The 12,643-nt window shown below is 72.7% G+C and carries 11 protein-coding genes; all 11 read right to left on the bottom strand.

Features of this window, described 5'->3' with window-relative positions; translation table 11 throughout:
* Window positions 1-4 precede the first annotated feature (4 nt).
* The 11 genes from ACYVGN_RS03215 to ACYVGN_RS03165 all read right to left on the bottom strand — a co-directional run bounded on the left by ACYVGN_RS03215 (window position 5) and on the right by ACYVGN_RS03165 (window position 12,605).
* Window positions 5-1,084: an FUSC family protein gene (locus ACYVGN_RS03215; RefSeq protein WP_460788735.1), complete on the bottom strand. Its 1,080-nt coding sequence runs from the start codon at window positions 1,082-1,084 to the stop codon at window positions 5-7.
* A gap of 13 nt (window positions 1,085-1,097) precedes the next feature.
* Window positions 1,098-1,934 carry a hypothetical protein gene (locus ACYVGN_RS03210; protein WP_460788734.1) on the bottom strand — a complete coding sequence of 279 codons (837 nt, stop codon included), beginning with the start codon at window positions 1,932-1,934 and terminating at the stop codon, window positions 1,098-1,100.
* A gap of 70 nt (window positions 1,935-2,004) precedes the next feature.
* Window positions 2,005-2,859, bottom strand: a complete 855-nt coding sequence (locus tag ACYVGN_RS03205; protein ID WP_460788732.1) for a transposase — start codon at window positions 2,857-2,859, stop codon at window positions 2,005-2,007.
* Window positions 2,860-2,933: 74 nt separating this feature from the next.
* On the bottom strand, window positions 2,934-4,574 hold the full coding sequence (locus ACYVGN_RS03200; protein WP_460788730.1) for an ABC transporter ATP-binding protein: 1,641 nt from the start codon (window positions 4,572-4,574) through the stop codon (window positions 2,934-2,936).
* Window positions 4,571-5,563 carry an ABC transporter permease gene (locus ACYVGN_RS03195; protein WP_460788728.1) on the bottom strand — a complete coding sequence of 331 codons (993 nt, stop codon included), beginning with the start codon at window positions 5,561-5,563 and terminating at the stop codon, window positions 4,571-4,573. Before ACYVGN_RS03195 ends, ACYVGN_RS03200 begins: the two co-directional genes overlap by 4 nt.
* Before the next feature lies 1 nt (window position 5,564).
* Window positions 5,565-6,650, bottom strand: coding sequence for an ABC transporter permease (locus tag ACYVGN_RS03190; protein ID WP_460788726.1), 1,086 nt, complete (start codon window positions 6,648-6,650; stop codon window positions 5,565-5,567).
* A gap of 74 nt (window positions 6,651-6,724) precedes the next feature.
* Window positions 6,725-8,359, bottom strand: coding sequence for an ABC transporter substrate-binding protein (locus ACYVGN_RS03185; RefSeq protein WP_460788724.1), 1,635 nt, complete (start codon window positions 8,357-8,359; stop codon window positions 6,725-6,727).
* 205 nt (window positions 8,360-8,564) lie between these two features.
* The gene (locus ACYVGN_RS03180) at window positions 8,565-9,452 is read right to left on the bottom strand and encodes a 3-methyladenine DNA glycosylase (RefSeq protein WP_460788722.1); all 888 of its coding nucleotides are present in this window, start codon (window positions 9,450-9,452) and stop codon (window positions 8,565-8,567) included.
* A 2-nt stretch (window positions 9,453-9,454) separates the two neighbouring features.
* Complete coding sequence (locus tag ACYVGN_RS03175; protein ID WP_460788720.1) at window positions 9,455-10,747, bottom strand: M18 family aminopeptidase; 1,293 nt, start codon at window positions 10,745-10,747, stop codon at window positions 9,455-9,457.
* 44 nt (window positions 10,748-10,791) lie between these two features.
* Window positions 10,792-11,508, bottom strand: a complete 717-nt coding sequence (locus ACYVGN_RS03170) for an SOS response-associated peptidase (RefSeq protein WP_134746229.1) — start codon at window positions 11,506-11,508, stop codon at window positions 10,792-10,794.
* A gap of 62 nt (window positions 11,509-11,570) precedes the next feature.
* Complete coding sequence (locus tag ACYVGN_RS03165; RefSeq protein ID WP_460788717.1) at window positions 11,571-12,605, bottom strand: App1 family protein; 1,035 nt, start codon at window positions 12,603-12,605, stop codon at window positions 11,571-11,573.
* Between the last annotated feature and the right edge of the window lie 38 nt (window positions 12,606-12,643).

The raw sequence follows: 12,643 nt of genomic DNA, 5'->3' as shown, positions 1-12,643 counted from the left end.
CTGCTCAGACGAACGGGCGCGCCGCGTCGACGATGCGGCGCAGGCACACCGCCGCCGTCAGAGCCGGCGCGACGTGCGACGGAGCCGGCGCGGTTGATTCGTCGACCGCCGCGATGTAGCGGTCGAGCGCCGCCACGGCCGCCTCGAGCTCGTCCTGCGCGTCGGCCTCGACCGGCGGCTGCGCGACGAGGTCCGCGACGCGATGGATCGCCTCGGCGAGCAGATCGGGCGGGCCCTCCGTGGGCCGTTCGTCGCGCTCCTCCTGCCCGCGTGCGAGCACATCGCCCAGGTCGCGCGTCGAGAAGACCGTGCGCTCCAGGGCGCGCAGCCGGCGTCGGTTGAGCTCCGCATCCTCGCGGTGGCGCAGCGCGCGCGGGTTCGCCCGCATGCTCTCGTCGGCATCGTGCACCGCCTCGGAGACCTCGCGCGACGTCTCGCTCAGCTCCCGCGCCGCGCGGTCCAGGTCATCGGGGGAGACGTCGCCCGACGCGACCGCATCGGCCATGTCGTGCAGGTGCCCCGCGACCGCGTCGCGCAGGGCCGTGAGCCGCGACCCCGCCTTGCGCAGGTACAGGGGAGGGAACAGCACGAGGTTCGCGACCAGGCCGACGAGCACGCCGAACGCGGTGGTCACGAGGTACGAGATCGAGAACTCCTCGGGCGAGGCGCCGCCGAGCAGGAGCACGAACAGCCCCGCCATCGCGACCCAGTCGGCCCCCACGCCCAGCGCCCGGATCCCACCCAGCACGACCCCGACTCCGACGACGAGCGCGACGATCAGCGCGCCCGGCACCTCGAGCAGGAGCACGAGCCCCACGCCCGCGAAGCCGAGGGCGATGCCGAGCCCCAGACCCGCGATGGTCTGCGCGCCCGACTTCGCCGAGCGCGCGAGGGTCGGGTACATGCTGACCAGGACGCCGAGCGGCGCGTAGTACGAGTACTCGGCGTTGGCGAGCGGCACGTAGGGCGCGAGCCACCACGCGACCGCCGCCGCGACCGCCGTGCGCGCCGCGAGCGCCAGGCGCTCCGGATCCCCGGGGCCGCGCAGCGACCGGGGGAGGGAGAACCTGAAGCGCGGGGTCACGCGGCCGCCTTCGTCAGACCGCCAGCTCGGCCCGCCAGGCGGAGAGGTAGCCCGCCGTGATGTCGTCCTCCGCGTGGCCCTCCGCGAAGGTCGGGATCTCCCGGAGCACGCGGTACGCGGTCTCGAACGCCGTTCCCGACGGGCGCACGTCCAGGTGGGTGGCCTCGAAGCCGTTGTCGTGCAGCCACGTGGCCATGTCGTAGTCGCCGTTCGAGTCCCCGGCCGTGAACCAACGGCGCGGCACGGTCGTCCGCTCGCCGACCAGGGCGACGGCGCGCTCGGCGCCGAGCGCCTTGCCGGCCTCGCGGTGCTCCAGGTCGATCGAGATGATCGTCGGCACCGTGTGGAAGCGGTCCGCCGCCCCCGTGTCGGCGATGGCGCGGTCGAGCTCGGCCGTCACCTCCGGCTGGCGCGCCAGGTAGGTCGCGTTGTCGACGTCGAGGTTCTGCTCGAGGGACACCATGGTGCGCTTCGTGTCGTCCCAGAACATCAGGTCGGCGTGGCGGCCGGCGATCTCCCGGCACGCCGCGGCCAGCTCGGCCGAGACCGAGAGCCGCTCGTCGGTGTGGAGCTCGCCGATGCGCCCGTCCGCCACGGCGAACCAGGTGGCGCCCTTCTCGCCGATGCCCCAGACCGGCGCGTCGGCGGCGAGACCGGCGGCCACGAGCGGCGGGATGACCTGGTCGGCGAGGAACCCGTCGGACCGTCCCGTGTTGAACACGACGGGGCATCCTGCGTTCGCGATCGCGACCAGGTCGTCGGCGATGGACGGGATGCGCAGGGAGCGCGTGACGGTGCTCGCGAGCGGTCCGTCGACGTCGAGCAGCAGGCCGAAGGCGGGGGTGGTCATGAGGCCCATCCTCCCGGATCGCGCGCGCGGCGTCACATCCGCGTCGTCACATGTCCGCGGGCGCGGTCGCTCAGGTGTCGAGCGCGGACCGCGCCTCGGCCAGGGCGCGCTCGGCGTCGACGTGCTGTCGATCCGCCGCCGCGGCGCGCTCCTCGAGGTCGGCGGACTCGGCCGTGGCCCGCTCCAGATCGCGTTCCACCCGCCCGAGTTCGGCGCGCAGCTCGTCGCGGCGGCGCGTCAGCTCCGAGGCGCGGCGGGTGTTCTCCGCGACGGCGGCGCGGGCGTCCGCGAGCGTGCGGCGGGAGCGCTCCAGGGCCTCCTCGGCCTCGCGTGCGGCCTTCTCCGCCGCCCGGCGGGCACGCCGCGCCGCGAGCTCGTCCGGCGGGGAGGCGCGGGCGGGCGCGGATCCGTCCGGAGCAGGACCGGCCACCGCGCCGTCCAGGTCGACGGGATCGAAGCCCACCACCTCGAGCGCGCGGATCAGGCGCCCCGAGGTCACGGCATCCGCCGCCGCCGCGTCGGCCATGGCGGCCTGCAGCGTCTGCGACACCTCGTCGAGCGTCGCGGCGGGGGCGTTCACGCCGTGGGCGGCCGCGAGCGCCGCGCCCTCCTTCGCCAGGGCGGCGGTCAGCGCCCGCCGGTCGCGCGTCAGCTGGGAGAGCGCCGACGCGTCCAGGTCCTGCTGCGCCTCGCGCAGCTCGGCGCCGAGCTCCAGCACCTGGGCCAGACGGTCCGCCCGGTGCCGCACCAGCTGGCCGACGATCCACGCCGCGGGCGCGGCCCGCCGCAGCTCCGCCACGCGCTTGGCGACGTCCGGCGCGTCGGACCTCAGCTCCTTCGCCCGGGCGTTGCGGGCCGCCGTGAACTCCGACGGCGGGAGGTCGTAGAGCTCCCACGCGACGTCGACGAGCGGATCCGAGGACATGACACGATCCTGCCCCACGGGTGACGGGCGGGCGAGGCATCGCCCCGCACGCCCGTCGATCCGGCGGTCGCCGCTCAGCCGCGCGCGGCGCGGCGCGCGGCCTGCTCGACCGGGTCGGGCACGGGCAGGGAGGCCAGCAGGCGACGGGTGTAGTCGTCCTGGGGGTCTCCGAGCACCTGCGCCGTCGGGCCCTGCTCGGCGATCTCGCCGCGGTGGAGCACGGCGACGCGGTGCGCGAGCAGGTCCACGACCGCGAGGTCGTGCGTGATGAACAGCGCCGCGAACCCGAACCGCTCCTGCAGCTCGACGAACAGCTCCAGCACGCGCGCCTGCACCGACACGTCCAGCGCGCTGGTGGGCTCGTCGGCGATCAGCAGCTCCGGGTTCAGGGCCAGGGCCCGCGCGAGGCTGGCGCGCTGGCGCTGACCGCCCGAGAGCTCATGCGGGTAGCGGTCGCCGAAGTGCCCCGGCAGCTGCACCGCATCCAGCAGCTCGTCCACGCGGTCGCGCGCGTCCGCGGGGCTCGACGCCTCGCCATGCACGATGAGCGGCTCGGCGACGCACTCGGCGATCGTCAGCAGCGGGTTGAAGCTCGACGCCGGGTCCTGGAAGACGAAGCCGAGCCGGCGGCGGGAGGCGCGGAAGTCGCGCTCCCGCATGCCGTTCATCTCGGTGCCGAGCACGCGCAGCGACCCGCCCGTGACGGGCGCGAGGCCGGCCATGGCGCGGCCGATCGTGGTCTTGCCCGAGCCCGACTCGCCCACCAGGCCGAGGATCTCGCCGGGCCGGATCGAGAGGTCGACGCCGTTCACGGCGCGGAACGGCTTGCGGCCGAACCGGCCGGGGTACTCGATCTCGAGGCCTCGGGCCTCGACCACCGGACTCGCGTCGGGATCCCCGCCGTACTGCCGGTCGGCGACCTCGAGCCGCGGCACGGCGGCGAGCAGTCGCTGCGTGTACTCGTGGCGCGGATGCGCGAACAGCTCCCGCACCGGGGCGGTCTCCACGATCTCGCCCTGGTACATCACGGCGACGCGGTCGGCCAGGTCGGCGACCACGCCCATGTTGTGCGTGATCAGGACGATCGCGGTGCCGAACTCGCTGCGGGCGCGCCGCAGCAGGTCGAGGATCTCGGCCTGCACCGTGACGTCCAGCGCCGTCGTGGGCTCGTCCGCGATGATCACCGACGGGTTCAGCGCGAGCGCCTGCGCGATCACGATGCGCTGCTTCTGGCCGCCCGAGAACTGGTGCGGGTAGTGGTCCACGCGCACCTCGGGATCCGGGATCCCGACCTTGCCGAGGATGTCGATCGCGCGCCTGCGGGCCTCCTTGGCGGACACCTCCCCGTGCGCGCGCAGTCCCTCCGCGATCTGCCAGCCCACCGTGAAGACGGGGTTGAGCGCCGTCATGGGCTCCTGGAAGATCATCGCCGCATCGGGCCCGCGCAGGGCCCGGATGCGGTCGTGCGACAGCCCGACGACGTCCGTGCCGTTCAGCACGACCGCGCCGCCCAGGCGGGCGGTCTCGGGCAGCAGGCCCAGGATGGTCCGGGCCGTGACGGTCTTGCCGGATCCCGACTCGCCCACGATCGCGAGCACCTCGCCCGGCAGGACGTCCAGCGTGATGCCGCGCACGGCCTGCACGTCGCCGCCGTCCGTCGCGAACGTGATGGTCAGGTCGCGGATCTTGACCGCGTGGTCTGCTGCGGTGCTCATTCGACCTCTCCGAGCTCGGTGCGGGCGACGGGGGTGGACGCCGCGGCCGCGTCGGCCGGGGTGTCCGCGGCGCGCCGGCGGGTGCGCAGGCGCGGGTCGGCGAGGTCGTTCAGGCTCTCGCCGACGAGCGTCATGCCCATCACGACGAGCACGATGGCCACGCCGGGGAAGACCGCCGTCCACCAGCGGCCGGCCGTGACGTCCTCGATCGCGCGGTTGAGGTCGTAGCCCCACTCCGCGGCGGCGCTCGGCTCGATGCCGAAGCCGAGGAAGCCCAGGCCCGCGAGCGTCAGGATGGCCTCCGAGGCGTTGAGCGTGAAGATCAGCGGCAGCGTGCGCGTGGCGTTGCGCAGCACGTGGCGGAACATCACGCGCCACGTCGAGGCGCCCATCACGAGCGCCGCCTCCACGAAGGCCTCGGACTTGACGCGCACGGTCTCGGCGCGGATCACCCGGAAGTACTGCGGGATGAACACGACCGTGATCGAGATCGAGGTGGCCAGGATGCCGCCCCACATGCTCGACTGGCCGCCCGAGATGATGATCGCGCTCACGATCGCGAGCAGCAGGGACGGGAACGCGTAGACCGCGTCGCAGATCACCACGAGCACGCGGTCGATCCAGCCGCCGATGTAGCCGGACACCAGGCCCAGCAGGATGCCCAGGAACATCGACATCACGACCGACACGACGATCACCAGGAACGCCGTGCGGGCGCCCCACAGCACGCGCGAGAACACGTCGTAGCCCGCGATCGTGGTGCCCCAGATGTGCTCGGCGCTGGGGGCCTGGCGCGGCGTGAACGTGTCGCCCGCGGCGTCCCGGAGCTGGTTGAACTCGTACGGCGCGATCAGCGGGGCGAACACGGCCGTCAGCAGGAACAGCGCGCAGATCGCGAGACCCGCGGTCAGCATGCCGCGCTGCAGCCCGACCGACTGGCGGTACTGGTGCACGATCGGCAGCTTCTTCCAGAGCGAAGCGCGTGCCATGTCAGTACCTCACCCTCGGGTCGATGAACGCCGCGATGATGTCGACGATGAAGTTGGTCAGCGCCACGATCACCGCGAGCAGGGCGACGATCCCCTGCACCGCGACGAAGTCGCGCGCCTTCAGGTACTCGCTCAGCTGGTAGCCCAGGCCCATCCACTCGAACGTGGTCTCGGTCAGGACCGCGCCGCCGAGCAGCAGCGCGATCTGCAGGCCGATCACGGTGATGATCGGGATGAGCGCGGGCTTGTACGCGTGGGTGCGGACGAGTCGGAACTCGCTGATGCCCCGCGAGCGCGCGGCGTCGATGTACGGCATCGCGAGCGTGCCGATCACGTTCGTCCGCACGAGGCGCAGGAACACGCCCGCGGTGAGCAGGCCGAGCGCGACGCCCGGCATGATCGCGTGCTCGAGCACGTCCACCAGATAGGCGGGGTTGCCGGTGCGGATCGCGTCGATCGTGTAGATCCCGGTGGGGTTATCGACGCGGCCGATCATGAGCTCGACGCGCGGCGAGGCGCGGCCCGAGCTCGGCAGCACGCCGAGCCACACCGAGAAGACGAGCTTGAGGAGCAGGCCGGCGAAGAACACGGGCGTCGCGTAGCAGAGGATCGCGAACACGCGCAGGACGGCGTCGCCCCAGCGGTCGCGGACCGCGGCGGCGAGCATGCCGAGCGGGATGCCGACCAGGAAGGCGACGATCAGCGCGTAGAAGGCGAGCTCCAGCGTCGCGCCGCCGTAGCGCAGGAGCACGCCGGTGACGGGCTGGCCGTCGATCGTGGTGCCGAAGTCGCCGCGCGCGATCGCGCCGAGGTACTCGAGGTACTGCACGATGAGCGGCCGGTTGTAGCCGGCGGCCTCGATGCGCTCCGCGAGCTGCGCGGGGGAGAGCTGGCCGCCGAGCGCGGCCGTGATCGGGTCTCCCGTCACGCGCATCATCAGGAAGACGGTCGTGACGAGGATGAAGATCGTCGGGAAGATCAGGAGGAAGCGGATGAGCACGTAGCGCCACAGCGTGGTCCCGCCGCGCGCGCCCTTGCGGGCGGCGGCGGGGAGGGCTGCGGGCGGTGCCGTTGCGGTGTCTGCCACGGGTGGGGTCCTTGAGGGCGAGGGGAGGGGGCGGCCCGGCCGGAGCCGGGACCGCCCCCTCACGTGAGCGTCGATCAGCGGGTGATCGAGGCCATGCGCAGCTTGAACGACGCGTCGAGGACGATGCCCTCGACGTCGGCCGCGCCGACGGCGACCTGGGCGCCCTGCAGGTACGGCACGGTCGACAGGTCCTCGGCCACCTTGCGCTGGATCTCCTCGATCAGCGCCTGGCGCTCGGCCGGGTCCGGCGTCGACGCCTGCTGCAGGATCAGCTCGTCCACCTCCGGGTCGGAGTAGTGGTTGACCAGGAAGTTCTCCGTCAGGAAGAACGGCGTCAGGTAGTTGTCGGCGTCCGAGTAGTCCGGGAACCAGCCGAGCTGGTACGCCGGGTAGACGTCGTTGACGCGGTCATCCGAGTACTGCACCCACTCCGTGCCCGCGAGGGTCACGTCGAACAGGCCGTCCGCCTCGAGCTGCTGCTCGATCATGGCGTACTCGTCGGCCGAGCTGGGGCCGTAGTGGTCGGGGCTGTACTGCAGCGAGAGCTCGACCGGCGTCTCGACGCCCGCGGCCTCCAGGAGCTCCGCGGCCTTCTCGGCCGAGGGGCCGCCCTGACCGTCGCCGTACATCTCCTTGAGCGGCTCGATCGCGCCGGCGAAGCCCTCCGGCACGTACGAGTACAGCGGCGTGTAGGTGCCGTCGTAGACGTCCTGGCTGAGCTGCTCGCGGTCGATCAGCGACGCCACCGCCTGACGCACGGCGAGGGCCTTGGCCTCGTCGGCCTCCTCGGTCGTGGCGCCGTACGGCTGCGTGTTGAAGTTGAACACGATGTAGCGGATCTCGCCGCCGGGGCCGTCGTGCACCGCGAGGTTCTCGTCGGTCGACAGGTCGGCCACGTCGCTGGCCGACAGGCTGCGGTACGCGACGTCGACCTCGCCCTCCTGCACGGCGAGCTTCAGGTTCGACGACTCGGCGTAGTAGTTGATGATGACGCCGTCGTTCGCGGCGGGCTCGATCAGACCCTGGTAGCTCTCGTTCGGGGTCAGCTCGACCAGCTCGTTGAACGTGTAGTCGGTGATGGCGTACGGGCCGCCGAACGCGTTGCCTTCGACGATGTCCTCGTCGGGGGTGACCGCGTCGGCCGAGAAGACGTCCTCGTCGACGATCGCGCCGGGGAAGCTCGTCAGGATGAACGGGAACACCTGGTCGTTCTCGCTCTTGAGGTGGAAGACGACCGTGGTGTCGTCGGGAGCCTCGACCGACTCGAGGTTGTACAGCAGCGACGACGGGCCGTTCGGGTCCGCGATCGCCAGCTGGCGGTCGAACGTGAACTTCACGTCGCTCGAGGTGAGGTCGTTGCCGTTGGCCCAGGTGAGGCCCTCGGGAAGCGTGACGGTGTACTCGGTCGGGCCGGTGAACTCGGCCGACTCGGCGAGGTCCGGGACGACCTCGGTGCTGCCGGGCGCGGTGTTCACGAGGTACGGGAACACCTGGGTCTGGAGCGTGAGCGATCCGTTGTCGTAGCTGCCGGCCGGGTCGAGGTGCGTGACGGTGTCGGTCGTGCCGACGAGGATCACGTTGTCGCCGGCGGGAGCTTCGCCGCCGCCCCCGTTCGAGCCGCCGGCCGCGCAGCCCGCGAGGGCCAGCACGGCGACGGTGGGAAGGGCGACGGCGACGGCGCGTGAGCGCGCCTGGGTGGGGAGTGCCATTCGATGCCACTTTCTGCTTGACGACTGTGTCTTGGTGCATCCGCGTCCGGGGGCGCGGCGGTGCGCCTGGGGAGGCGCGTGATTCCGCGATCCTCGCACACACCCAGCGATCTGACGACTCCCACCCTCCGGGAAGGGCGATGTGTTTACACAGTTGCAATCTCGGCGGGCGAAGTGCTGCACCGCGTCGGATGGCGGGTCGCGCTCAGGCGGCGGCCGGCTGCCACGCCGCGAGGATGCGGCGGCGCAGGTCGTCGCCGCGCTCCGCGAACCCGCGCTGACGCCGCACGTACTCGGCCTTGCCCTCGGGCGTCTCGATGCGCACGGGCGCGAATCCCCACTCGGAGAGGTCGTACGGGGCCGCCTCCATGTCGAGACGGCGGATGTCGCGCGCGAGCTCGAACGCGTCCAGCAGCAGCTCGCCCGGCACGAGCGGGCCGAGCTTGACGGCCCACTTGTAGATGTCCATGCCCGCGTGCAGGCAGCCGGGCTGGTCCAGCAGCGGCTGGGCGTCGCGCGTGGGGGCGTGGCGGTTGAGCGGTGCGGCGTCGGGGGTGAAGAACCGGAACGCGTCGTAGTGCGTGCAGCGCAGCTCGTGCGCGTCCACCACGGCGTCCGTGCCCTCCTGGCCGAGCCGGAGCGGCACCGGATGGCGGTGCTCGCGCCGGCGGTAGACCATGGCCCATTCGTGCAGGCCGAAGCACCCGAACTGGCCGGGCCGCTCGGCCGTGCGGCGCAGCATGATCTCGATCAGCCGCGCGAGCGAGCCCTTCTCGGCCGCGAAGCCGGCGCGGTCGACCGTGAGGGATCCCGGAGCGGACCCGGGGACGTACCAGCGCCATCCGGCCCGCGGCTCGCCCGCGGCGTCCGCGAGCTCGACGCCCGCACCCGGATGCCAGCGCCGCAGGACGGCGGGCTTGTACGAGTAGTACGTGAACAGGAAGTCCCACACGGGGTGCTTCTCGCCGCGCGCGGCGCGCTCGCGGTGATCCGCCGTGAGCGCGTCGGCCCGCGCCTCGTGCGCCGCCTCGCGCGCACGCCACTCGTCGCGCGCGAGGCGCGTGACGGTGGGGGTGTCGAGGGCGGCCGACATGCTCAGCGGGCGAGCACCGCCGCCATCGCGCGGGACAGGTACCAGGGGTCGACGACCGCGGTCAGCTCGCGCGCGGAGTGCATCGACAGGATCGGCACGCCGACGTCGACCGTGCGGATGCCCAGGCGCGTCGCGGCGATCGGGCCGATGGTCGATCCGCACGGCACCGCGTTGTTCGACACGAACTCCTGGGTCGGCACGCCGGCCGACTCGCACGCGGCGTTCCACGCCGCCGCGCCGTGCGCATCGGTGGCGTAGCGCTGGTTCGCGTTGATCTTCAGGATGGGGCCGCCGCCCGCCTCGGGGCGGTTCGCGGGATCGTGCTTCTCGGGGTAGTTCGGGTGCACGGCGTGGCCCACGTCGCTCGAGATGTGCAGCGACGCGGCGAACGCCTGAGCCCGCTCCTCGGGCCCGGCGTCCAGCGCGGCCGAGATGCGCGCGAGCACGTCCTCGAGGAACGGGCCCGCGGCTCCCGAGCGCGACGCGCTGCCGATCTCCTCGTGGTCGAACGCGGCGTACATCGCGATGGAGCCCTGCGGCGAGGTCGCGAGCTGCGCGACGAGCGCGGCGTGCGCGGACAGGAGGTTGTCGAGGCGCGCCGAGGCGAACAGCTCCTGCGCGTGGCCGAATGTGCGCGGCTCCTGCGTGTCGGCCGCGACGATGTCGTAGCCGCCGATCTCGGTCGCGTCGACCCCGGCGCGCGCCGCGAGCGCCTGCAGGATGTCGGCGCTCTCGGCGTCGCCGAGGCCCCAGACGGGCTGGGTGTGGCGCTGCTTGTCGAGCTTGAGGCCCTCCGTGTTCACGCCGCGGTCGAGGTGCACGGCGAGCTGCGGGATGCGCAGCAGCGAGCCGGTGCGCACGAGGTGCTCCGTGCCGTCGAGCGTGACGATCCGGCCCGCGAGCTCGAGCTCGCGGTCGAGCCACGAGTTCAGCAGCGGTCCGCCGTACACCTCCAGGCCCAGCTGCCACCAGCCGCCCGCGCCCTGCATGGTCGGCTTCGGCTTGAGCTTGAAGCCGGGGGAGTCGGTGTGCGCGCCGATGATGGTGAACGGCGTGATGGCGCCGGCGTCCTCGGGCAGCGCGAAGGCGATGACCGAGCCGTCGCGGACCACGACGTAGCGGCCGCCGGGCTCGATCGACCAGGCGTCGGCCTCGTCGAGTCGCTCGTAGCCCGCGGCCTCGGCGCGCGATGCCGCCTCGGCGGCGGCGTGATAGGACGACGGCGACGCCGTCACGAACGCGGCGAGGTCCTCGATGTGGTCACGGGCATCTGCGGGAACTCGGTCGGCGATCATCGTCCCATTATCGCCCGGGGCCGTGACGGCCCGGGCGCCCGGGGTCAGGCCGCCGGGCGCGGCTCGATGAGCTCCGGGCCGTTGTTGCGGACGTTGCCGACCTCCTTGGCCACCGGGTGGTAGACGAGGGTCTCGGCGACGTACGGCGCCGCGTCGACGGCCGCGTCGAGCACGTCGCGCGGGTAGTCGACCGTCGGGTCGAGCCAGGCGTCGGCGTGGTCCGCGTCGAGGAACACGGGCATCCGGTCGTGGATCGAGCCGAGAGCGCCGATCGCGTCTCGGGTCAGGATCGTGAAGCTCAGCACCCACCGGTCCGGGTCATCGTCCGCCTTCGCCGGGTCCTTCCACCACTCGTACAGGCCCGCGAACAGCAGGGGCGAGCCGTCCTCCGGGTGGATGAAGTGGGGCACCTTCTCGCCGCCGATGAGCTTCCACTCGTAGTAGCCGCTGGAGGGGATGATCGCGCGCCGCTTCTGCAGCGCGTTCTGGAACATCCGCTTCTCCTCGAGCTCCTCCGAGCGCGCGTTGAAGGCGCGGGCGCCGATCTTGACGTCTTTCGCCCACGAGGGGATCAGGCCCCAGCGCGCCACCTCGAGGCGGCGCGTGGGCGGCTCGGTCTTGGCCGAGTCGAGCACGATCGCGACCGGATCCGTCGGCGCGACGTTGTACGACGGCGGCGGCAGCTCGTCGGCCACCAGGTCCACGCGCAGCTCGCCCACGAGCTCGTTCCCCGCCTTCGCCACCACGAACCGTCCGCACATGCCGTCAGACTATGCCGGGCCGCCGGCACCCGTCCCGAAGACCGGATGGGTGCAAGCGGGTGCTACCTGTCGTGCGCGAGCAGGCCGACGGCCTCGAGGCGCTCGGCGAGGCCGGCGCCGTCATCGGCGGTGACCCACGGCACGGCCGCGGCCGAGTGGTCGTTGACGGCCGTGCGGCCACCCGCGAGCACGGCCTCGGCGGGGGACAGGCGGCGGATCGCCACGCCCGCGACCGACGACGGGTACTCGCTCGTGAAGCGGGTGTAGATCTCGTCGTCGTGCTGACCGTCGTCGCCGATCAGCAGCCAGCGCACATCCGGGAACTCCTCGGCGAGCCGGCGCAGGTTGGTCGCCTTGTGCTCCGAGCCGCTGCGGAACCAGCGGTCGTGCGTGGGGCCCCAGTCCGTCAGCAGCAGCGATCCGGGCGGGTAGAGGTGCCGCTGCAGGAAGCGGGTGAGCGTCGGCGCGACGTTCCAGGCTCCCGTCGACAGGTAGATCATGGGCATGCCCGGCTCCTGTCGCGTGAGGCGGCCGAGCAGCACGGCCATGCCTGGCACGGGCTGGCGCGCGTGCTCGGCGACCACGAACGAGTTCCAGGCCGCCAGCAGCGGGCGCGGCAGGGCGGTGACCATCACGGTGTCGTCGATGTCGCACACGACGCCCATGCGGACGTCGGGCCCGACGATCTGAACGGGCGACTCGCCGGGCTCGCCGTTCTCGACCGACATCCGCACGATCTGCCAGCCGGGCTCGAGGTGGGCCTCGATCCGCGCGTCGATCACGCCGCCGCGGTCGGCCACGACCTCGTGCACCTCGTCGCCGATCGTGATCCGGACGGTCGCATAGCCGACCGGGATCCCGAGGAAGCTCCGCCAGCCGCGAACGCGCGCGAGCTGCCCGTTCGCGTCCCGCTTGGTCGGCGGCACGATCAGCACGCGGCCGAGGACGCGCACCCACCCGTCGCCGCCGTAGCCGGGGAACACGAGCACGGTCGGCTTGCGTCCGCGCCGTCGGGCGCGTCGCTCGCGCCACGCGTGGATGCGGCGCTCGAGCCGGGCGATCCAGTGGATCCTGTCGCGGGGCGTGGCAGAGGACATCCCGCACAGTCTTTCATGCGCCGTGCGCCCGGCACACG

The sequence above is a fragment of the Microbacterium lacusdiani genome, assembly GCF_054779895.1.
The sequence above is the reverse complement of the archived record's forward strand: the minus strand, read 5'-3'. Positions and strand labels throughout refer to the sequence as shown.

What these genes read in the sequence shown, in the direction of transcription:
- ACYVGN_RS03170 (WP_134746229.1), bottom strand. Translation starts at nt 11,508, where the DNA reads ATGTGCGGACGGTTCGTGGTGGCGAAGGCGGGGAACGAGCTCGTGGGC.
- ACYVGN_RS03185 (WP_460788724.1), bottom strand. Translation starts at nt 8,359, where the DNA reads ATGGCACTCCCCACCCAGGCGCGCTCACGCGCCGTCGCCGTCGCCCTT.
- ACYVGN_RS03180 (WP_460788722.1), bottom strand. Translation starts at nt 9,452, where the DNA reads ATGTCGGCCGCCCTCGACACCCCCACCGTCACGCGCCTCGCGCGCGAC.
- ACYVGN_RS03165 (WP_460788717.1), bottom strand. Translation starts at nt 12,605, where the DNA reads ATGTCCTCTGCCACGCCCCGCGACAGGATCCACTGGATCGCCCGGCTC.
- ACYVGN_RS03200 (WP_460788730.1), bottom strand. Translation starts at nt 4,574, where the DNA reads ATGAGCACCGCAGCAGACCACGCGGTCAAGATCCGCGACCTGACCATC.
- ACYVGN_RS03195 (WP_460788728.1), bottom strand. Translation starts at nt 5,563, where the DNA reads ATGGCACGCGCTTCGCTCTGGAAGAAGCTGCCGATCGTGCACCAGTAC.
- ACYVGN_RS03210 (WP_460788734.1), bottom strand. Translation starts at nt 1,934, where the DNA reads ATGACCACCCCCGCCTTCGGCCTGCTGCTCGACGTCGACGGACCGCTC.
- ACYVGN_RS03175 (WP_460788720.1), bottom strand. Translation starts at nt 10,747, where the DNA reads ATGATCGCCGACCGAGTTCCCGCAGATGCCCGTGACCACATCGAGGAC.
- ACYVGN_RS03205 (WP_460788732.1), bottom strand. Translation starts at nt 2,859, where the DNA reads ATGTCCTCGGATCCGCTCGTCGACGTCGCGTGGGAGCTCTACGACCTC.